The organism is Candidatus Foliamicus sp. (genome assembly GCF_965221325.1).
GTDB lineage: Bacteria > Pseudomonadota > Gammaproteobacteria > Steroidobacterales > Foliamicaceae > Foliamicus.
This window is the reverse complement of the sequence record NZ_OZ244880.1, coordinates 2,385,670-2,407,050: the sequence shown is the minus strand read 5'-3', so window position 1 is coordinate 2,407,050 and position 21,381 is coordinate 2,385,670. Positions and strand designations below refer to the sequence as shown.

The following is a 21,381-nucleotide window of genomic DNA, read 5'->3' as shown; positions in this document are numbered from 1 at the left end:
CTTGTATGCAGCCCACCGATATACGTAACCCAGACTATTTCCATCGCGTTGTCGATTGCCAGTGGGGCTGCCCCGCGCATACCGACATTCCCGAGTACATCCGGCTGATAGCCCAGGGGCGATACGCGGATGCGTATATGCTCAACCGCCAGTCCAACGTGTTTCCTGCCATCCTGGGCCGGGTATGCGACCGTCCTTGCGAACCCGTCTGCCGGCGCGGCCGGGTGGAGGACAAGCCGGTAGCGATCTGTCGGCTGAAGCGGGTGGCTGCGGACTTGCGCGGCGATATCGATCATCGGCTGCCGACCGCGCCGGAGCAGAAGAACGGCAAGCGCGTGGCCTTGATAGGCGCCGGCTGCGCCTCGCTCACCGTGGCCAACGACTTGGCGCCGCTGGGCTACGAGCTGGTCATGTACGAACAGTTGGACAAGCCCGGCGGCCTCATGCGCACCAACATCCCCGCGTTCCGCCTGCCCGTCGAGGTTCTGGACGAAGAGATGGACCAGATCTTGCGGATGGGCATAGATCTGCGCCTGGGGCATGGCATTGAGAGCATGAAGGAACTGCTGGACAACGGCGGTTACGATGCCGTGTTCGTAGGCACTGGCGCGCCCAAGGGCAAGGAACTCAATTTACCGGGGCGGCACGACACCAAGTCCATCCATATCGGTATCGAGTGGTTGGAGAGCGTGGCTTTCGGGCATGTCGATTCCATTGGCGAGCGGGTCCTGATCATCGGCGTAGGCAACACTGCCATGGACTGCTGCCGCACCTCGCTGCGCCTGGGCGCGAAGGACGTGAAAGTGATGGCGCGCAAACCCCGGGGGTTCTTCAAGGCTTCCGATTGGGAGCTGGAAGACGCCGAAGAGGAGCGCGTGGAAATCGTCGTGAACCATTCGCCCAAGGAATTCGTGGTCGAAGACGGGCGGCTCAAGGGCATGATTTTCGAACTGATGGAGTACGACCTCGACGATGCCGGAAGGATTGCCGAAAGCCGTGTGACCGGCGAGAAGTTCATTCCCTGCGATGAAGTGATCCTGGCTATCGGGCAGGAAACCGCGTTCCCCTGGGTGGAGCGCGACATCGGCATCGAATTCGACCGCTGGGAGGTTCCGGTGGTGGACCGGGTGACCTATCAATCCACGCGGGCAGGAGTTTTCTTCGGCGGCGATGCGGCTTTCGGCCCGGAAAACATCATCTGGGCCGTTGAGCATGGCCACCAGGCGGCGATTTCCATCCACAAGTATTGCCATGGCGAACCCATCACCGAGCGCATGCCTGTCGGCATGAATCTCCTCGCGGCCAAGATGGGCATCCACGAGTGGAGCTATTCCAACGATTACGATACCGCGCCGCGCCGGGCAATGCAGCACATGAGCCTGGAAAAGCGGTTCCGCAAACTGGACATCGAGGTGGAACTGGGATTCACGCCGGAGCAGGCCGCCCGCGAGGCGGAGCGCTGCCTGAACTGCGACATCCAGACGGTATTCGAGGCGCCGCTTTGCATCGAATGCGACGCCTGCGTGGACATCTGCCCGGTGCATTGCCTCACGATCGCGCCCAATGGCGAGGAAGCGGAATTACGCGAGCGCCTGACCGCGCCGGCGCGCAACCTCGACCAGCCGCTCTACGTATCCGCGGAGCTGCCGCAGACCGGGCGGGTCATGGTCAAGGACGAGGATCTCTGTGTGCATTGTGGACTATGCGCCGAGCGCTGTCCCACGGCCGCCTGGGACATGCAGAAGTTTGAATTGCTTACGCCCTACGCGCGCCACGAGGCCGAAGGGCGTCCGCCACTAGGCTCGGCAGGTGTTGCAAAGCCGGCGCCGGCGAAGGACAAGCAACAGGTGCGTTCAGCCGCCTGAACAGGGCGCAAGCCGTATGCCGGCAGATAACGATTTCACGATTCGCATCGCCAACGTGAACGGCACGGGCTCGGCGAGCGCCAACGCGCTGCTGATGAAAACGCTGTTTCGGATGGGCATTCCGGTTGCCGGCAAGAATTTCTTCCCGTCCAACATTCAGGGCCTGCCCACCTGGTACGAGGTGCGCGCCAGCCACCGGGGCTATCTGGCGCGGTCGGGCAGCGTGGACATTGCCGTGGCCATGAATGCCGAAACCTACCAGCGCGATCTGCGGGAGCTCGCATCGGGCGGCTACCTGCTCTACGATTCCACCTGGCCGAGGCGCGGCGCACTGCGCAGGGAGGATGTGAACATACTGGGCGTACCGCTGTCGCGCCTTTGCAACGAGAATTTCGACAACGCCCGGGCCCGCATCCTGATGAAGAACATCGCTTATGTGGGTGTGCTGGCGGCGTTGCTCGAACTTGATCTGGACATTATTCGCGAGTTGCTGCGCGAGACCTTCGCCCGCAAGGAGGCGCTGTTGGACGCTAACCAAGTGGCTATCGGTCTGGGTTACGACTATGCGCAGGAGAACCTGAATTGTCCGCTGCCCTTCGTGGCCCGCACGATGGATGGACCGGGCTCCAAAATCATTATCGACGGCAACACGGCCGCTGCGCTGGGTTGCGTTTATGCGGGCGCGACCTTCGGCGCCTGGTACCCGATCACGCCCTCGACGTCGCTGATGGATGCCTTTCGCAGCTTCTGTGCCCGCTTCCGTACCGCCGAAGATGGCGCGCGCGACTATTGCGTGATACAGGCCGAGGACGAACTGGCGGCGATCGGCATGGTACTGGGTGCGAGCTGGAACGGCGCCCGCGCGTTCACGCCCACGTCGGGTCCCGGCATCTCCCTGATGTCGGAATTCCTGGGCTACGGCTACTACGCAGAGATTCCCGCCGTGCTGTTCGATGTCCAGCGCGTGGGGCCTTCAACCGGCATGCCCACGCGTACCCAGCAGGCCGACATACTTTCCTGCGCCTACGCTTCGCACGGCGACACCCGGCATGTGCTGCTGTTTCCCTCCAGTCCCAAGGAGTGTTTCGAGCTGGCCGCGACGGCCTTTGATCTGGCCGAGAGATTGCAAACGCCGGTAATCGTGCTGCTGGACCTCGACCTGGGGATGAACGACTGGGTGAGCGAAGAATTCGTTTGGGACGACAACTACCGGCCGGACCGCGGCAAGGTGCTGCGCGCCGAGGACCTTGAGAACATGGAAGCCTTCTACCGCTACCTGGACGTGGATGGCGATGGCGTGCCTTTCCGCACGCTGCCTGGCGATCACCCCAAAGGCGCCTTCTTCACGCGCGGCTCTGGCCACAACATGTATGGCGGCTACACCGAGAACGCCGGCGAGTACCAGGAGGTTCTGGACCGCCTGCGCCGCAAGTGGGACTATGCCGCCACCATCGTCCCCGAGGCCGAAATTCGCACCGCCGCTGGTGCGCAGGCGGCCGTTGTTACGCTGGGCACCGGCGATTCCGCCTGCCGCGAAGCTCTGGACACTCTGGCCGCGCGCGGCGTGGCCCTCGACTACATGCGCATACGCGCGTTTCCTTTCGGCCAGGATGTGCAGGATTTCCTGAGCAACTACAAGCGAATATACGTGGTGGAGCAGAATCGCGATGCGCAGTTGCGCACCCTGCTGATTAACGAAGCCGGCGGCCGCGCGGAGCAGTTGCTGGAGGTGCTGCACTACAACGGCATGCCGATTCCGGCCACCGCCGTGGTGAGCGCCATTGAAGCGGACATGATGAGAGTCAGAGCGGCATGAGCTACATTGCCAAGCCCAAAGTGAGCCACCCTGCGTTGGTTCGCAACGACCTGGGTCTCACGATGCGCGATTACGAGGGCGGGATGTCCACGCTGTGCGCGGGATGCGGCCACGACTCGATCACGGGTGCGCTGATTCAGGCCGCGTTCGAGCTTTCAATTCCGCCGCACCGGATGGCCAAGCTCAGCGGTATAGGCTGTTCCTCCAAGACGCCGGCTTATTTCGCTTCCGCCTCGCACGGGTTCAACTCGGTCCACGGGCGAATGCCTTCGGTGGCTACCGGCGCCGCCGCGGTCAATGACGGGCTGCAGTACATCGGCATTTCCGGCGACGGCGATTCGCTATCCATTGGGATCGGCCAGTTTGTGCATGCCATGCGCCGCAACCTCAACATGCTCTACCTGATTGAGGACAACGGCGTATATGGCCTCACCAAGGGCCAGTTTTCGGCCTCCGCCGATGTCGGCAGCACCGCCAAGCGCGGCGAGGTGAACGAGCAGCCGGCCATCGATCCCTGCCTGCTGGCCATTGCCGCGGGATGTGGATTCGTGGCGCGCGGGTTTTCCGGCGATCGCGCGCAACTGGTGCCTCTGCTCAAGGCGGGGTTGTCGCATCGGGGTTTTGCGATGATCGACGTGATTTCGCCGTGCGTCACCTTCAACGACCACGAAGGATCCACCAAGAGCTACCGCTTTACCCGCGAGAATGCATTTCCGATCGGCCACACGGACTTCATTCCGCCGGAAGTGGAGATCAAGGCCGACATCGGCCTTGGCGAGTCTAAGCGCGTTGAACTGCATGGCGGCGGCAGCATTCTTCTGCGCAAATTGGCCGAGGAATACGATATCAGTGATCGGGGCGCGGCCTACCGCTATCTCGACGCGCGCCAGGGCAAGGGCGAGGTCGTTACCGGATTGCTCTACCTGAAGGAAGGCGTGGCGGACATGCACGAACTGAGCCGCCTGGGCGAAACCCCGCTGTCCGATCTCCCGCACACGCGCCTGTGCCCGGGTTCCGCAGCCCTCGCCGACCTCCAACAGCGCCTGCGCTAGCCTGTCCGTATCGCGTTAACTTGCCCGCAACGCAATGCGGTAATGTCATGCGTCGTTGGGTGGGTTGGGTGCGGCGGCGGGGCAGAGCACCCAGGCATCCATTGCGAGGGAGGCGGTTGCCGTTGCCTTGCTGCCCGTTTCGGTGCGGCATATCAGGGCGCCCTGCGCCGTGAATCTTGATGCCAGGCGCTGGACTTGAGGCGCCTCGGCGGGGGTTCGGGGGCAGAACAGTTCCGGCTTCAGGCCCTGTAGCTGCTTTTCGGGAATCCGCAGCGTCAGCACCTGGCGACGCATGGCATCTTCGGCCGTGAATTCGGCGCGCACCATGGTGTCCGAGATCGAGACCTGCACAATTCCGCCGGCGGCCTCCGCCGGACATTCGAACTCGGCGGTTACGCGGAAAACGTGCTCTTCGAGCTTGTGGCCGGCGATCCATGTCGGCGCATCCGCCGGCGCTTCGCCGGGCGGGGCCGGGCTGTAGGGGCCCTGCGCAAGCGTCAGTGCGGCTCCGGCCAGTAGCGGCTTCACCTGCTCAATACGGGTGGGCAACTCGCCGGCTGCGCGGTTCAGGCCGAGAAGCTTGAACCGCAGCCGCAGGTGCTTTGCGCGTTCGGGTTGCGGATCACGAACCGCGCGCCGCTCAAGTCATCCTTGAAGTCGATCTCGGCGCCCTCCAGGTATTGCAGGCTGGTTGGATCCACCAGCAGAGTCACGCCCAGTTGTTCGACTTCCGCGTCGCCCTCTTCGCGCTTTTCGTCGAACGTGAACCCATACTGGAAGCCCGAGCAGCCGCCGCCCGAAATGTATACGCGCAGCATCAGCGCGGGGTTATCTTCTTCCTTGAGCAGCGAGCCTACCTTGCGGGCCGCGGCTTCGGTAAAGACGAGCGGAGCGCTGTCCTGTTGCGACGTATCGTATTGCGGTTCCATGGCCGCTAGTTTAGCCGACTGCCTCCGGTGCGCGCTTCTTGGAATCCACGCTGCGTTTGCTGGGGAGAGGCACCTTGCTCGCGGCGCCTGCCGTGATCTTTTTGAGGCTGCTGGTCACGACGGCGCCCTTTTCAATTTCGATCTCTCCGTACTCGATGGACCCTTCCACGCGCGCCGAAGCTGCCAGGGAAATCGTGCCGCTGCATGACAGGTTGCCCAGCACCGTGCCCTGGATCAGCATTTTGGATGACTGCACGTTGCCCTCGATCGTTGCGCCTTTGGCTACCGTAAGCTCGGTATTCTTACCGTTGTTCGCCAGCACGTCGCCCTTGACCAAGCCGGCCACATGGCAGCTCTGTCTGAAAAGCAGATTGCCGTTAACCCGGGCATCTGCTCCCACCAGGGTGGTGACGGTTTTGCTGAGACGGTTCTTCATGTGTTCGGAGCTCGCGGCGCCCAGGGAAATTCTCGCTCGAATTCGAGCTGCTCGTCCGGCACGGGCGTTATCCGCACCCTGATTGTGCTGGGTTCGAAGCGGTACGGCAAGGTCATGTCGGCCCGCAGCACCGTGCTGCTCTGGAAGTTGAATTCAATGCGCTCGGTCTTTCGCTTGCTGATTTCTCCCAGGCTCAGTTCCGCTCCATCGCCGTCCAGACTGCCGGTCAACAACAATTCCACATGACCGCGTGCGCGACTGGACTTGGCCAGCAGTGCCTGTGCAAGCCCCACGCTCAAGCGGTAGTCCTGCTCTTCCACGCCGGGCTCGACGTCAACGGAATGTATCCGCAGGCCTGCGCGCGCTTCCTGTGGAGTGATGATTTCCTGGAGACCGTAAATCGTCATTCTCTGATTCATTACTTCGCCTTGCAGGTTGCGTACCTGTGCACGCAGTGCCGCCAGGGTTTCCTCATCGATCATCTGACTGAGTTCAAGGTTGCGCAATTCCAGGCTGTCGATGCGCGCCTGCATCGCTGCGACTCTGTCGCGCATCGCGCTGGTGTGCAGCCACCAGCCGCTGGCGCCACCGGCTACCAGGGCAGCGATCAACAGCGCACACAGCGCGGCGGAATAGAGCCCGCGCCACACCAGAACCTTGTTTTGACCTAGCAAAGCCGGGGCCTCAAAATGGCGAAGTTTTCGTCATGCAAATTACCACTGCAGCAGGCCATTCAAGGGCAAACGGAACGACCTCAAGTATGCAGCAAGCACTACTTTACCGCATTGCGCGCGAAGTACGCAGGCCGACCCTTTTCTCAAACTCCGCCAACACCTCCCGGTAAACGTCCCGCTTGAAATAGACGACTTCCTTGACCGGCAGCCAGTAATCCACCCATCGCCAGGCGTCGAACTCGGGCTCGCTGCCCAGTTCCGGGCTGATGTCCTCATCGCTGGATTCCAGGCGCAAGAGCCACCAGAGCTGCTTCTGTCCGATACAGAGCGGCGTTCCCGAGCGCCTGTAACGCGGCGGCAGTCGGTAACTGACCCAACTTGGCATGCGCGCCAACTCGCGCACCTGTGAAGGCACGAGGCCGAGTTCTTCCTCCAACTCGCGGTACATGGCGGCGCGCGGCGACTCCGCAGGACGCATGCCGCCTTGTGGAAACTGCCAGCCGCGATGGTCGCGTCGGCGCGCCAGCAGCAAGCGGCCCTGGTTGTTGCAGACGACTATTCCCACTCCGTGCCGATAGCCCTTGTGGTCGATAACGTCCTGGTCCGTCATACGCGCTCTATTCGTTTCGCGGCGCCGTTTCGTCCTCAAGCGGGGTCTTGATGTCGTGCATCAGATCCCGATCTGCCAGATTCCCGCGTTCGGCGGCTTTCTGGCTCTTGATGCGCGACGGAATGATACGTCGTGGGTAGTAGTTGTTCTCAATATCGGTGTCGGCGGTTTCCCATAGGGGATCCACGACAAAAGCGCGGACCTTCTGGTCGGTTACGAACAGCCTCTTGAGTTCATGCGGAGAGCGACGCCAGATTTCAGCCGCCATGCGGATTTCCTCCTTTTCGCCGTCTGCATATTCGACTTCAAGCACGATGGGCATGGCCAATCCGCCACGATTGGAAAACTCCAGGATGTAGTAATTAAGGTCTTCCTCTACGGCCCGCTCCAGAGTGGCGCGCTCGTTTGCATCCAGACTCTCCAGGAACTGCCGGTACCGGTTGCGCTCCACGTTGGTGACGGTGTATTCGTCGTTCTGGTCGTAGAAATCCCGCACCTCCGGATTTTTCTCGACCCAGGTGCGCTTGCCTTCCGCACGGTTGTTTTCTACGAATATCGAAGGCGGTTCGCTCTGCTTGATTTCGCGCAGGCGCGGGTAATCCACATCCGGGTTCTCCGTATCCATGCGCATTTCGTACACGCGGTCCAGGGATATGTCCACATGGTCGGTGGTAAAGAACCAGCCGCGCCAGAACCAGTCCAGATCCACTCCCGAGGCCTCTTCCATGGTGCGGAAGAAGTCCGCCGGGGTCGGACGCTTGAACTTCCACCGCCGGGCGTATTCGCGCAGAGCGAAATCGAAGAGTTCGCGGCCGAGAATGCTTTCCCTCAGGATATTGAGCGCGGCAGTGGGCTTGGCGTAGGCATTGGCGCCGAACTGCAGCACGCTGTCCGACTGAGTCATTATGGGGACCTGTCCCTCAGACTGCATGTATCCGGTTATGTGGCGCGGCTCCACCGTCCAATGGATTTCCGAGTCCCACTCGCGCCCCGCGACCGCGTCCAGATAGCTGTTTATTCCTTCGTCCATCCAGGTCCATTGGCGTTCGTCGGAATTCACGATCATGGGGAAGAAGAAATGGCCGATCTCGTGAATGATCACGCGGATCAGAAATGTCTTCTCGGCGAGGGAATAGGTGCGCGTACCGTCTTCCTGCAGCGTGGTGCGCGGCCCGTTGAAGCTGATCATGGGGTATTCCATTCCGCCCAGGAATCCGACGCTCACTGACAGCGCCGTGGGGTAGGGGTAGTCGAAAGTGAACCGGCTATAGACTTCGAGCGCATGAACTACCACTTCGGTGGAATAGTCCGACCATAGGGTCCCCCCTTCCTTGGGGTAGAAGGACATGGCCATCACCCGTTCCTGTTCCGCGCCCGGCTGGTGCAGACCCTTGGCGTCCCAGATGAATTTGCGCGAGGAAGCCCAGGCGAAATCGCGCACATTGCGCGCCGCAAAGCGCCAGGTAGCTGTTCCCGAAGCGCCGTTGCGCTCATTCTCGCGAGCTTCATCGGGCGTCACGATGAACACGGGCCGCTCGGCTGTGGCAGCCTGCTCCAAGCGCGCAATCTGTTCGGGCGTGAGCACTTCGTCCGGATTCTGCAATTCGCCCGTTGCGGCCACAACGTGATCGTCCGGCACTGTAATGGCCACGTCGTAATCGCCGAATTCCAGCGTGAATTCACCGGAGCCGAGAAACTCCTTGTTGTTCCAGCCCTCGTAGTCGGTGTAGGCAGCCAGCCGCGGGAACCATTGCGCGATGGCGAAGATATGGTTGCCGCCGGTGCGCGCGTCGTCCGGGAAATGCTCGAAGCCTCCCCGCGCGCGCACAGCGTCGCCGTTCACGATGTTGTAGGCGTAGTCCACCGAAAACACGGTGCGACCACCCGGCGGCAGCGGCTGGAGCAGGTCCACGCGCATCAGCGTGCCTACCACGATGTGGTCCAGGGGTTCTCCCGCCACGTTTTTCACGGCGTTAATTTCGTAGCCGAGGTCGGTATCCTGCATGTATTGCATTCGCCGCAGACCGCCAAGGCTTATGCGGGCGGTATCGTCCTGATCTGTCTCCGCCGGTCCGGCGCTCTGGAAAGTGCGGGTCATTTCCGCCATCGAGTCGCGCCGGAAACGGTTCTGGTCCAGTTGCAGCCACAAGTAAGGCAAGGTGTCCGGCGAGTTGTTGTGGTAGGTGATGGTGGCCACGCCGGCGATACGCTGCTTGTCCTCGTCGAGGTGCACGTCGATCGCGTAATCCACCTTCTGCTGCCAGTAGGCCTCGCCCGGTTCCCCCGCCGCGTTGCGGTAAGCGTTGGGTGTGGGGAGCAGCTCGTCGAGTTGCCGGAACTTGTCCGCAAACGGTTTTACTTCGTGCCCCGCCGCAGGACCTGCCGCAGCGCAAGCCAGCAACAGCGCCGCCGCCAGTGACCATCGCCGAACGCGCGCCCGTGCGCCACGAGCGCAGTTTGCCGATTCTGTCGTCTTCACTTGGGCTTGCTCCCTATTGTGTTTCCTGTTCTCGCCTTTTGGTACGCACTTCCGTCAGTGGCGCTTCCCAAGCCGCCAGGTGCGGCAGACCGAGCAACGCGGCGAGAGTAGGCGCAACATGACGCGGCGTGACCGGCGTGTCAACCACCGCAGCGTCGAGTCCGAAACCATGGAAGATGATAGGAACGCTGCGGTCGCGCAAGTATGGCGAGCCGTGGCTTGCCGCATAGACCGGCGGCTCGGCGCTGAAGAAGGCGGCCGCGCCTGACACCAGGTACAACTCGCCGCTGCGGCCGGGGAAGCTGCTGTTGCGAATCAGCGTGCATAGCTCGGGCTGGTCGCAGGAGTCGAGCTGCGAAGCGATGATGGCCCGCGCGATCTCGGGACGGGCCTCAAGCCATTCCGCAGCTTGTTCGGCAACTTGGTCGGCATTGAGGTTTGTCTGCGCGATGGCCTCCAGATTCAGGTATACCCAAGGAGCCCCAATGCCCACTACGAGGTCGCGCGATACCTCGAACGAACGGCGAAGCTCGGCATTCAGCGCGCGGGCCAGCGCGAAGGGGAGCACACGCAAGGCGCGAGGATCGGCGCCCGCAACCGTTTCTGGAATCGGGCTCATGCCGTGATCGGAACTCAGAACGAGCAGAAATCCATCATTGCCCAGCCGCTCTTCCAGAAAGGCCAGAAGATCCGCAAGCAGCAGGTCCAGCCGGTGAAGGTTGTCCTCGGCTTCGCGGCTGTTGTGCCCGAAGGCATGGCCTATGCGGTCGGTGGCGGAAAGACTTATCGCCAGCAAATCCGGATGGCTGTCATCGCCCAGCGACTCCGCAGCGATGATCGCCTTGGCCAGGCCAGCGGTGATCTGGTCGCCTTGCGGCGCATAGCGCAACTGATCGAAATACAGGGAACTGTCGGCTGTCGCGAAGCGATGCGGAAAGTTTCGCGTCCAGCCTCTCGGCGGCCGTTCCCATTCCCGTTCGTCCGGCTGTCTGTACGTGCTTTCGGGAAACAGCAGCTCCCAGCCGCGGGGCAGACCATCGAGCGCATGGGCGTTGTAGTCCATAAGCCATCGCGGCAGGTCGCCGTTCGGGTAGTAGTAGGTACTGGTTACGAAAGTTCCCGTGTCCCTGGAAAACCAGAACGCTTTGCCATGCTTGCCGGCGAGGAACACGGCGCCTCGGTCCTTGATCGATACGGTGAAAATCTTGCTGCGGCCACCCCACTTTTCGTGCAGCATATCGGCCAGCGTCGGCTCGACCATTTGCAGCGGCGACACGCCCGAACCCTCGGTACCCAGCAAGGAATGGTTCGCGTCGCGCACGCTGGCCATGGCTCGGCCGAATTCAGGTTCGAACCAGTAGTTGGAGATCACGCCATGCTGGGCCGGCGCGACTCCGGTGGCGAGCGTGGCGTGTCCCGGCGCGGTGGCGGTGGTGGCGTGGTCGTAAGCCGCATTGGCATAGACCACGCCGTCCCGCCATAGCTGCCGGAACCCCGAGCTCGACGGCTTCTGTGCCCATTCGCGCGTACGCTCGGCGGTGAGCTGGTCCACCACCACGATCACCGTCAGGTTCGGGACCTTGCGATCCGGTGTTTGGGCGTTGGCCTGATCCGGGCCTGGCATAAGGGCAAAGGCAGCCGCAAGCGGCGCCAAATGTTGCACAAGCTTCATGGGGAACTCCGCGAACACGGAAATCTAATGTACTGCAAACCTCCGCCGGCGACGGACGGTCGACGGCTGATGTAACCGTTTCTTAACCTATCCGTAACCTCTTGTTCGCAACCCGATTCGAGAATGCACCTACATTCATCTCAAATCCAAATGGGAGATTGCCTTATGGTGCCCAGAACCGCCTTGCTCCGCCCTGCGATCGTTGCGAGCCTCTCTTTTTTCCTGCTTCCTGCCGCTGCGCTGGCCCAAGGCGTACTGGAAGGGCGAGTTAGCGATCAGTCCGGAGAGGTGTATTTCGAAGGCGCGATAGTGAGCCTGCCGGAGCTCGGCGTCGAAAGCGCTACCGACTCCGCCGGCCGTTTCCGCATTCGCAACGTTCCCGCGGGCGACTATCGCCTGGAGGTCAGCTACGTTGGCGCGGCGCCTGTTTTCCTGGCGGTATCGGTGCGCGACGGCCTCACCGAACAAGTCAATGCGCGGATCGGTTCCGAAGTCGGGGTGATGGAGAACATCATCGTGGTGGGGCAGGCCGCCGGCGCTTATGGCGCGATTAACCGGATGCGTTCGGCCGACAATCTTGTATCGGTGGTTACCAGCGATGCCATCGGCCAGTTTCCGGACGAGAACGTGAGCGAGGCGCTGCAAAGAATCAACGGGGTGTTTATCGAGCGCGACCAGGGCGAAGGCCGCTTCGTGGGTGTGCGCGGCATCGATCCGCAACTGAATGTGGCCAGCATCAACGGCCTCAACGTGCCGGCCCCCGAGAGCGACCGGCGCAACGTGGCGCTGGATGTGATTCCATCGGACCTGGTGGAAAGCCTGGAGGTCACCAAGACGCTTACCCCCGACCAGGATGCCGACGCCATCGGCGGCACCATCAACATCAAGAGCTTGAGCGCTTTCGACCGCGACGGGATGAGCTACCGGATCAAGGGCCAGTCCTTCTACAACGACCTGCAGGGCAGCCGCGGCCAGAAGTTTTCCGGAACCTTCACCAACGCCTTTGATTTTGCCGGCGGCGAATTGGGGTTGGCGATGAGCGTGTCCGCCAATGAGCGGGAGTTTGGCACCGACAACCTGGAAGCCGATGGCGGCTGGGAGGATGACGGCGGCGTGCGCTATCACGAAGAGCTGGAGATGCGAAACTACGAGATCACCCGCGAGCGCAACGGACTTGCGCTGAATCTGGATTTCCGGGCCAGCGACGCTTCGAGCTACTACCTGCGCACCCTCTACAGCGATTTCTCTGACCGGGAGCTTCGCAATCGCATTGAGTTCAAGCTCGACAAGGGCGACGTGGAATACGATAGCGACGGCCTCACGGCCACCGGTACGCGCCTGCAGCGAGAACTGAAGGATCGCTTCGAGGATCAGGAGATTCTGTCGTTGCTGGTGGGCGGAGAGAACCTGCTCGGTGATTGGACGTTGGAATACAGCGCCGGCTATTCGGAAGCGAGCGAGGACGAGCCGGGACGCATAGACTCACAGTTCGAGATGAACGGCGTGGGTTTTGCGCAGTATGGCCAGTTGGGCCGGGTCCCGGCGGTTTCCTATAGCGCCGACGGTGCGATTGCGGAGAATTTCGAGCTGGACGAGATCACGATCGAGGACAACTACACCAACGATACGGAAACCGCGCTGAAAATCGACATCACCCGCGAAATGACCTTCGGCGGGCATCCGGGATACACACGTTTCGGAGCCAAGCACCGCGCTCGCGACAAGAAGCGGGACGCGGGGCTGCGGGTTTTTGAGAAATTTGATGATGCCTTTGATAACGTGCCCACGCTGGGGCAATTCGTGTCGGGCGCCGCGGACTATGTTCTGGGCGATTACGGGCCCTATGTGGACCCTGGTCTCCAGCGGTCGTTCGTGTGGGGCAACATCGGCGGCGTTGCAGCCTGCGGCGTCGGGAGCTATGACAAGGACGCTTGTCCGTTCATCATGGACGAGGACGCTTCGCGAGTGGGTTCCGCGGCCGACTACGACATTGATGAAAACGTCTCCGCGCTTTATCTCATGCAGCGGATCGACATCAACGATCTGCGTCTGGTGTACGGGCTACGCTACGAGGCAACGGACTTCAGCGCCAAGGGCGCCTACGTGCGGGAGGTGGATGTCAGCGGCGAGGACGATGTCCAGATTGCCGAGTCCAGGTACGAGAGCGACTACGGCAACCTTCTTCCCAGTATCAACGTGCGCTACCGACGCTCGAAGAACCTGATCCTGCGCGGGGCCTATACAAACTCGATCGCGCGGCCATCCTTCGGATACCTGAACCCCACGCCCGACGCCATTGAAATCGAGCAGGACGACAATGAGATCGCTTTGGCCGTGGAAGCCGGCAATCCCGAACTGCGGCCCTACAAGTCGCAGAACCTGGACCTGGCTGTTGACTACTACCCGGGCAACATGGGGGTGGTCAGTGCTGCCGCCTTCTACAAGCGCATCGACGACTTTGTGTTCAACGCCGACGTCAGTTCGGTGGTTGATCCGCGCGAGTATGCCGGCAACATCGCAGTTACGGACATCGAGGTTCTCAAACCGCTGAATGGCCGTTCGGCCAACCTGTATGGCCTGGAGCTGGGGTGGACACGCCAGTTCTCCGATCTTCCCGGCGCCTTGAGCGGGCTGGTACTGATGGCCAACGCCACCTTTACACAGAGTGATGCCGACTTGGGCCTGGGGCCGGACGCGGGCCGCAGCGGTGAGTCAAGCCTGCCCCTGCAGGCGGACAGGGTAGCCAATTTTGTGATTGGTTATGAGAAATACGGATGGAGCGTGCGGCTTTCGGCGGCGTACATCGGCAAGCGTGTTGCCGAAATCAACCTGGAGGATCAGAGCAACGATCTCTACGAGGACGGCCACAACCAGATCGATCTCACCGTCAAGTACGACGTGAACGAGCAGCTTCAGCTCTACTTCAACGCCATCAATCTGGGCGAGGAGCCGAACTACCGCTACTATGGTCGTTCGCGTTACAGCGCCCAGTATGACGAAATCGGTCGCTCTTTCGTGTTCGGTATCGCCTACCGGAGCTTCTGACATGCGCCGGCAGCGCCCCACAAGCGAAAGAGGGCTTACAGTCCTTGCCGATAACCGGATGTCTTCGTTGCAGGGAAGCGAGTTCAGGCGTTTTGCAGCGGACGCAATCATCCAAAGCGGCAAGAGATGAGCGCCTGTCCTCCTGGCCTTTGCGTGCCGCTGGCCGCAGTCCTGGCGTTGAGCTTGAGCGGTTGCGCCGACCCGCAGACGGCAACGAACGAGGCGGCGCCGGCGGTTTACGCGACGGTCGAGACGGAACCGGTGCGTGGCAGGGGCGACGCTGCCGACGATCCGGCGATCTGGATACACCCGACCGATGCTTCGCGCAGCCTCATTCTTGGCACCGACAAGCGCCGCGGCCTTTCGGTCTATGACCTGACGGGCCGCGAGGTGCAATTTCTGGCGCGTGGCCGCATCAACAACGTGGATCTGCGCCAGGGTATCTTGCTTTCCGGCGGCAGAATCACGCTGGCGGTGGCGACCAATCGCACGGAACGCAGCATGGACATTTTCCGCGTTTCCGAAGAAGGGCAGGTGGAACTGGCATTGGCGCAGCCGCTTGATATCGACGATCCGTACGGCATCTGCATGCAGCGGGACGCTGCCGGCAGCGCCTGGGCCTATGTGAACGGCAGCGACGGAGAATACGAGATCTGGCGTCTGAACCAGGCGAGCGAGTTAAGCCCGGAGCGCATCGACCGGTTTTCGCTTCCCACAAAGCCCGAAGGCTGTGTTATCGACGACCATACGGGCGTTGCTTACATCGGCGAGGAAGAGCATGGCATCTGGAAGATGCCGGCGGGCGCCGGCGGATTTGCGGAGAAAACGCTGCTTGACTCGGTGAACGCCGAGCGTCTGACCGCGGATGTCGAGGGCCTGGACATCTATCGAACTGAGCAGGGTACCGCGATCCTGGTGGCTTCCAGCCAGGGCGACAATACCTTTGCCCTCTACGACCTGAATGACGGCGATCGCTACCTGGGTTCGGTGCGTATCGGCGACAGCCCTGTCTCTGCGATCGACGGCGCTGAGGAAACCGACGGTCTGGCGGTCAGCCCCGTCAACTTCGGCCCCGGATTCGAGCTCGGCATGCTGGTGGTGCAGGACGGGTACAACCGCCGCCCCAGGGAGCGGCAGAATTTCAAGCTGATACCGTGGCGCTCCGTAGCGCAGGCCCTGGAGCTGCCGGCAGCCGCCTCAGCAGAATAACCGCAGGCGGGCCCTGCTCGTGCGGGCCCTTACAATGCGCGCTTCTCCGCCGGAGCGCGAAGTCATGCCAGAGCTCGAAAGTCTCAGAAAACAACTGGGCGCCATAGACCGGGAAATTATCCGCTTGCTGGCGCGCCGGCAGGAGATTTCCGCGGAAGTGGGCCGTCACAAGCACGAGGCGGGCATTCCCAGCCGCGACTTCGCCCAGGAAGTGAGGGTGGTCGGCCGGGCCCGCGAGCAGGCCGAGAGAGCCGGTCTGCCGGGCGAGCTCGCGGAAAACATAGTGCGTTTGCTGATCAATGCCTCGCTTTCGCGACAGGAGCGGGTGCGCCTGCAGGCCCGCGGCCAAGGCCAGGGCCGCAAGGCTTTGGTGGTCGGAGGCGGCGGCAAGATGGGCCGCTGGTTCTGCGAATTCCTGAGTTCGCAAGGCTACGCGCTAACCGTGGCAGATCCCAAGGCAACTCCGCGCAAGCTTCCCCACGTTAAAGACTGGAAGGATGCCTCCGGGCAATTTGATCTCACCGTGGTGGCAGCCCCGGTTGCAGTCAGCGCGGACATTCTTGCGGAAATGGAGCAGCTTCGCCATCCCGGGCTGATCTTCGATATCGCGTCGATCAAGGACCCCATCAAGGATGTTCTCAAGAGCATGGCGGCGTCCGGTATGAAAATCGCCTCCTTGCATCCGATGTTCGGACCCGATACCGATCTCCTGTCGGGCTGCCACATTCTGCTGATGGACGTGGGCGCCCCGGATGCCGCTGCCGCTGCCGCCGAGGTGTTTGCGGGAACCATGGCGGAGATACTGCGCGTGGAGTTGGACGAACACGACCGGTTGATCGCCTGGGTGCTGGGCGTCTCCCATGCTCTCAACCTCGCCTTCATACACGCGCTGGAGGAGAGCGGCCAGCAGGCGCCTGCCCTGGCGCGCATGTCGAGCACTACCTTCGACGCTCAGCTGGACGTGGCCCGGGCGGTGGCGGGAGACAATCCCCGTTTGTATTTCGAGATTCAGCGGCTCAATCCGCACGGCGCCGAGGTATTGGGCGAACTGGTGGCCACAGTGGAGAAGCTCTCGCGCCTGGTGCGTGAGGGCAAGGAGGCGGAGTTCGTGGGCATGATGGAGAGCGGCCGGCGCTACCTGGCGGCCAGAGATTAGCCCGGATATCTCGCCGGATTCCGGGCTAGCCCCGAGAGATGTGCGCCATTCCGCGATACTACTTATGCGACTACGTCTCCGCTTCCCTGGCCAACACTTCGTCAATGAAAAACGCCGCCATCTCATGCATTGCGAATTGCTGAAGCGGGTGGAAATACCAGGCCGGGTCGAGGTTGCGCCGGTACGTTAGGCGAAGACTGATCTCGGTGCTGTTCGAGGCGGTCCGAGTCAACGTTAGTTCGGAGCCAACTTGGTTCAGATAGGTCGAGAAAAAGGACGTGTCGTGTACGACACGGGTGCGAAGGCGGTTTGGTTGCACATCCACAATCTCAATATGTACTTCACCTTCGTGGGTGTTGGTCACGAACCACCTGTGGTACCGCGTATACATGCGGTGAATCGCTCCTTTCTCAAGGGAACCTGTTTCCACACGATATGGCATCGGGAAAATAGAGAGTATCCAGTTACGCTCGACACTCAATTCGACCGGACGCAAGAGGTTCGTCATAATCTGCTCTGGTTGTATTTCGACGATTCGCGAGGCTTGTACGTAGGCGGTTCTCTCGGCACTGAGCAGTTCCGTCGATCCCTCGAAGGATGAAGCGAGGACGACCATTGGCAGCAGCGCTACACACATCTTTCCTCCCTTGGTTTTGGCGCGGTGTAACCACAAGTCAAGGAAAAATGCTAACGATACAATCAGAAAGTAGATGGGAAAAATAAACAGAATACAAATGAATCCCTCGAACAGGACAATGGAACTCGCCAACAGTACGATCAACGAAGTCAACGTGAAATCACGATATTGGTGCCACCAACGGGCTTTGGATTTGCGCGGGCGCAAAATGACAATGGCCAATGCGCACAAATAGGGTGTAGCCACGTACAAAAGTGACGATGAATCCAATTTCTGGCGCACGAGAAACTGGACTGCGGTTGAACTAATGCCGATCAACAGCAGTACCGCAAGCCAGTTGACGCGGCGTGCCCCGAAACGGTTACGTAGGCGATCCAAGTACGCTTGCATCGGGTTCATGTCACGCGGCGACTCGGGTTGCGTTCGCGTGTTGCATCGCGAGTGTGATTTGCCCCCGCTGTGTGAGGGGAGTGATTCCATTTCGTGGAGGAAGATTGTCGGCCACTCGCACATTCCAGGCGAGCCCGAACTTCTGCAAAAGTTCGATGAATCGATACCCTGGATCAGGCTGACCCGCATACAGACCGTGCCGGGCGGACGTTGGAAAGGCGTGATGATTGTTATGCCAGCACTCGCCCATTGACGGTATGGCCGCCCAAGGTACATTGTGGGCTTGTATCACTCCATCATCCACAAGCCAGTCCTGGGGGCCGTGCTTGTGGCACAGATAGCCAACATACCAGTGCGAGTGGACGCCCAGGGCAATCCGGACAAGAATGCCCCATACCACCCAGGGCAGGCCACCAAGCAGGAAAAGGACCGCTGCAAGAGGAATCTGCTGCGCCATCCACGTGTGCTGCAGAAACCGGTAGAAGCGATCGTTGGCGACTTCTTCACCCGGATCGAAATCTGGCGGATCGTCCAGTACCAGACGGCAATGCAAATTCCACCATCCATCACGCAGCACATTGGCGCCGTGCCGCAGATACGCATGACAATTCGACTGCCTCTGCGCCCAGTCACGGAAATCGTGCGTACGCATCATCCAATAAGGCCCCTGCATGCCAAACAAGACACCTAGCCAAACTGCTGTCCTCTCCAGCCATTTAGGACATTCAAACGAGCGATGAATGAGGAGCCGGTGAAAGCCGACGGAGTGCCCAGCGCACATGATGATCGACAGCAGCAGCAAACAAACCGCAAGTGCTCCCCACGTAAACGTCATTGGACCCAACACCAAGGCGCCGAGCAAGATCGCACCGTTCCAAAGTGACCGCCAAGGATCCCACTTCACATGACCACCTACGGCACTTGAGCCGCTCTTCAGGATGAGGGAATTGACCTTATACAAGTCATGACAGTCCGAATCCGATTCGTTCATCTCTTTTGTTTCCAAGCGTTCGTATAGGTGTCATTATGTATAACACGAGCGTACGCTCTAGACCGGAGTTTCCCTGGGGAACAGCACGGTTCATCGGAGTGTTCTTTCCACCGCAAGCGCACCCATTTGCGCACAACATTGTTTGACTTCGCTTCCGATAGGCTTGCGCCAAATGGGACCAACAGGAAAATCTATTACAAAACAGTGAAATATGGGGATGGGAGACAACACGTCACATGCGCGCGCCAGGCCGCGAGTTCTGCTGAGCCGGCGCTGGTCCGCGCCGGTGGAGGCTTTGCTGGCTCAGGACTACGAACTGATGCGCAACGCGGACGACCGGCCGATGAACGCGGCCGCCATGCGTCAGGCGCTGCGCAAGGCCGACGCATTCTGCCCCACGGTTACCGACCGCGTGGATGCGGATGTTCTCGGAGCGTCATCCTGCCGCGCCCGCATCCTCGCCAACTATGGCGTGGGCTACGAGCACATCGACCTGGCTGCGGCGCGCCGCGCCGGGATCGTCGTAACCAACACCCCTGATGTGCTCACCGACTGCACCGCGGATCTTGCTTTGGCCCTCATCCTTGCAGCGTCGCGGGGCGTGGCGCGCGGCGACCGTTCGATCAGGGCCGGGGGATGGACGGGCTGGTCGCCCGCGGCGATTTACGGAAATCGGGTAAGCGGCAAGACGCTGGGTGTGGTGGGATTCGGCCGGATTGGGCAAGCGGTGGCGCAGCGCGCCCGGCACGGCTTTCGCATGCAGGTGCTGGTTTACACGCCTCGCCCTCCGAGCGCGCAACAGGCGCGTTCCCTGGGCGTGGAGATTTGCACCGATCTTGACGCTCTGCTCGCGGGAAGCGACTTCGTTTCGCTGCACTGTCCGGTCATGCCCGAAACTGTCAACATGATCGGCCCGCAACAGCTTGAGCGCATGCGTCCGGGCGCGATTCTCGTCAACACGGCGCGGGGTGCGCTGGTGGACGAAAAAGCACTCGTGGATGCGCTGCGCCGCGGGCGTATCGCCGGCGCCGGACTCGACGTCTACGCGCGCGAACCCAAAGTTCCGCGGGCATTGCGGGAAATGGAGCAGGTGGTGCTGCTCCCTCATCTCGGCAGCGCAACGGTCGAAACCCGCAAAGCCATGGGCTTGCGGGTGAAGCGGAATCTCGATTGTTTCTTCGCCGGCGAGGAGCCCCCGGACCGCGTCGCCTGAGGCGGAAATGCCCCTTACAATGCGGCAATGCCAGTGGGCTGACTGGGGAGCGTAAACACAATGAAATCGCGTGCAGCTATAGCCTGGAGCGCCGGAAAACCGCTGGAAATCGAAACCGTGGATGTGGAGGGGCCGCGCGAGGGAGAAGCGCTGGTGCGGATCGTGGCCACCGGCGTTTGCCATACGGATGCCTACACGCTATCGGGGGATGATCCCGAGGGTGCTTTCCCGGCCATACTTGGCCACGAGGGTGGCGGAATCGTGGAGGAAGTAGGCGCCGGCGTAACCAGCGTCAAGCCGGGCGATCACGTCATTCCGCTCTACACGCCAGAATGCAGGGAATGCGAGTTCTGCAGATCCGGCTTGACCAACCTCTGCCAGGCGATTCGCGAAACCCAAGGTCAGGGCCTGATGCCGGACGGCAGCACCCGTTTTTCTTCCGGCGGCAAAACCGTGCTGCACTACATGGGCACTTCCACGTTCTCGGAGTACACCGTCCTGCCCGAGATTTCGCTGGTCAAGGTCAATCCGGCGGCGCCGCTCGACAAGATCTGCCTCCTGGGCTGCGGCATCACCACCGGAATCGGTGCAGTGCTGAACACGGCCAAGGTGAGGGCCGGTTCGACGGTTGCGGTGTTCGGGCTTGGAGCAATCGGCCTGAGCGTCATCCAAGGCGCGGTGATGGCCAATGCCGAGCGTATCATCGCCATTGATGTTAACCCGGCCAAGTTCGAAATGGCAGGCCAACTGGGCGCCACCGACTTCGTCAACCCGAAGGATCACGGCGCGCCGATTCAGGAAGTCATCGTGGAAATGACGGATGGCGGCGTGGACTATTCGTTTGAATGCGTGGGAAACGTGGAACTGATGCGCTCCGCGCTGGAGTGCTGCCACAAGGGCTGGGGTGAATCGATCATCATCGGCGTGGCGGGCGCCGGCCAGGAAATCTCCACCCGACCGTTTCAACTCGTGACCGGCCGCGTGTGGCGCGGCACCGCCTTCGGTGGCGTGCGTGGGCGCAGTGATCTGCCCGGCATCGTGGATCAGTACTTGGCGGGCGAGATCGAAGTGGATCGGATGATCACTCACACCATGCAGCTTGACGATATCAACGAAGCCTTCGATCTCATGCACGAAGGCAAGAGCATCCGTTCGGTGGTTTACTTCTAGTGCGCTGTACCGAATCCGGAGAGGCACGTTAATGCGC

The 21,381-nt window shown here is 61.3% G+C and carries 17 protein-coding genes; 8 read left to right on the top strand and 9 right to left on the bottom strand.

What is annotated here, in order from left to right:
- The first annotated feature begins 5 nt into the window (after positions 1-5).
- Genes ACWCOO_RS10365 through ACWCOO_RS10355 form a run of 3 tightly spaced genes read left to right on the top strand, consistent with a single transcriptional unit; the run spans position 6 to position 4,733 of the window.
- Entirely contained in the window at positions 6-1,865 is a 1,860-nt protein-coding gene (locus ACWCOO_RS10365) for an FAD-dependent oxidoreductase (protein WP_446830897.1), read from the top strand.
- A 16-nt stretch (positions 1,866-1,881) separates the two neighbouring features.
- On the top strand, positions 1,882-3,681 hold the full coding sequence (locus ACWCOO_RS10360; protein ID WP_446830896.1) for a 2-oxoacid:acceptor oxidoreductase subunit alpha: 1,800 nt from the start codon (positions 1,882-1,884) through the stop codon (positions 3,679-3,681).
- Complete coding sequence (locus ACWCOO_RS10355) at positions 3,678-4,733, top strand: 2-oxoacid:ferredoxin oxidoreductase subunit beta (RefSeq protein WP_446830895.1); 1,056 nt, start codon at positions 3,678-3,680, stop codon at positions 4,731-4,733. Before ACWCOO_RS10360 ends, ACWCOO_RS10355 begins: the two co-directional genes overlap by 4 nt.
- 45 nt (positions 4,734-4,778) lie before the next feature.
- Here ACWCOO_RS10355 and ACWCOO_RS10350 read toward each other — a convergent pair whose 3' ends face one another.
- From ACWCOO_RS10350 to ACWCOO_RS10320, 7 genes are all read right to left on the bottom strand, one after another.
- Positions 4,779-5,282 carry a hypothetical protein gene (locus ACWCOO_RS10350; RefSeq protein ID WP_446830894.1) on the bottom strand — a complete coding sequence of 168 codons (504 nt, stop codon included), beginning with the start codon at positions 5,280-5,282 and terminating at the stop codon, positions 4,779-4,781.
- Positions 5,283-5,299: 17 nt separating this feature from the next.
- Positions 5,300-5,662: an iron-sulfur cluster insertion protein ErpA gene (erpA, locus tag ACWCOO_RS10345; protein ID WP_446830893.1), complete on the bottom strand. Its 363-nt coding sequence runs from the start codon at positions 5,660-5,662 to the stop codon at positions 5,300-5,302.
- A 10-nt stretch (positions 5,663-5,672) separates the two neighbouring features.
- On the bottom strand, positions 5,673-6,098 hold the full coding sequence (locus ACWCOO_RS10340; protein ID WP_446830892.1) for a bactofilin family protein: 426 nt from the start codon (positions 6,096-6,098) through the stop codon (positions 5,673-5,675).
- Complete coding sequence (locus ACWCOO_RS10335) at positions 6,095-6,772, bottom strand: DUF6776 family protein (protein WP_446830891.1); 678 nt, start codon at positions 6,770-6,772, stop codon at positions 6,095-6,097. Before ACWCOO_RS10335 ends, ACWCOO_RS10340 begins: the two co-directional genes overlap by 4 nt.
- Before the next feature lie 103 nt (positions 6,773-6,875).
- The gene (locus ACWCOO_RS10330) at positions 6,876-7,382 is read right to left on the bottom strand and encodes an RNA pyrophosphohydrolase (protein WP_446830890.1); all 507 of its coding nucleotides are present in this window, start codon (positions 7,380-7,382) and stop codon (positions 6,876-6,878) included.
- A 7-nt stretch (positions 7,383-7,389) separates the two neighbouring features.
- Entirely contained in the window at positions 7,390-9,798 is a 2,409-nt protein-coding gene (locus ACWCOO_RS10325) for a M1 family metallopeptidase (RefSeq protein WP_446832048.1), read from the bottom strand.
- Between the two features lie 76 nt (positions 9,799-9,874).
- Complete coding sequence (locus ACWCOO_RS10320) at positions 9,875-11,533, bottom strand: alkaline phosphatase family protein (protein ID WP_446830889.1); 1,659 nt, start codon at positions 11,531-11,533, stop codon at positions 9,875-9,877.
- Between the two features lie 165 nt (positions 11,534-11,698).
- Between ACWCOO_RS10320 and ACWCOO_RS10315 the strand changes: the two genes are divergently transcribed.
- The 3 genes from ACWCOO_RS10315 (at position 11,699) to ACWCOO_RS10305 (ending at position 16,943) form a co-directional block, all read left to right on the top strand.
- Positions 11,699-14,578: a TonB-dependent receptor gene (locus tag ACWCOO_RS10315; RefSeq protein WP_446830888.1), complete on the top strand. Its 2,880-nt coding sequence runs from the start codon at positions 11,699-11,701 to the stop codon at positions 14,576-14,578.
- A gap of 126 nt (positions 14,579-14,704) precedes the next feature.
- Positions 14,705-15,787 (top strand): phytase, encoded by a 1,083-nt coding sequence (locus ACWCOO_RS10310; protein WP_446830887.1) that lies wholly within the window; start codon positions 14,705-14,707, stop codon positions 15,785-15,787.
- Positions 15,788-15,851: 64 nt separating this feature from the next.
- A complete protein-coding gene (locus tag ACWCOO_RS10305) occupies positions 15,852-16,943 on the top strand; it encodes a prephenate dehydrogenase/arogenate dehydrogenase family protein (RefSeq protein ID WP_446830886.1) in 1,092 nt (363 codons plus the stop codon).
- A gap of 70 nt (positions 16,944-17,013) precedes the next feature.
- Here ACWCOO_RS10305 and ACWCOO_RS10300 read toward each other — a convergent pair whose 3' ends face one another.
- Both ACWCOO_RS10300 and ACWCOO_RS10295 read right to left on the bottom strand, forming a co-directional pair.
- Entirely contained in the window at positions 17,014-17,970 is a 957-nt protein-coding gene (locus ACWCOO_RS10300) for a hypothetical protein (protein ID WP_446830885.1), read from the bottom strand.
- Between the two features lie 10 nt (positions 17,971-17,980).
- Positions 17,981-18,961: an acyl-CoA desaturase gene (locus tag ACWCOO_RS10295; RefSeq protein ID WP_446830884.1), complete on the bottom strand. Its 981-nt coding sequence runs from the start codon at positions 18,959-18,961 to the stop codon at positions 17,981-17,983.
- A gap of 217 nt (positions 18,962-19,178) precedes the next feature.
- Here ACWCOO_RS10295 and ACWCOO_RS10290 point away from each other — a divergent pair, with 217 nt between their 5' ends.
- Both ACWCOO_RS10290 and ACWCOO_RS10285 read left to right on the top strand, forming a co-directional pair.
- Positions 19,179-20,174, top strand: coding sequence for a 2-hydroxyacid dehydrogenase (locus ACWCOO_RS10290; protein ID WP_446830883.1), 996 nt, complete (start codon positions 19,179-19,181; stop codon positions 20,172-20,174).
- 60 nt (positions 20,175-20,234) lie between these two features.
- Positions 20,235-21,344 (top strand): S-(hydroxymethyl)glutathione dehydrogenase/class III alcohol dehydrogenase, encoded by a 1,110-nt coding sequence (locus ACWCOO_RS10285; RefSeq protein WP_446830882.1) that lies wholly within the window; start codon positions 20,235-20,237, stop codon positions 21,342-21,344.
- The last annotated feature ends 37 nt before the right edge of the window (positions 21,345-21,381 follow it).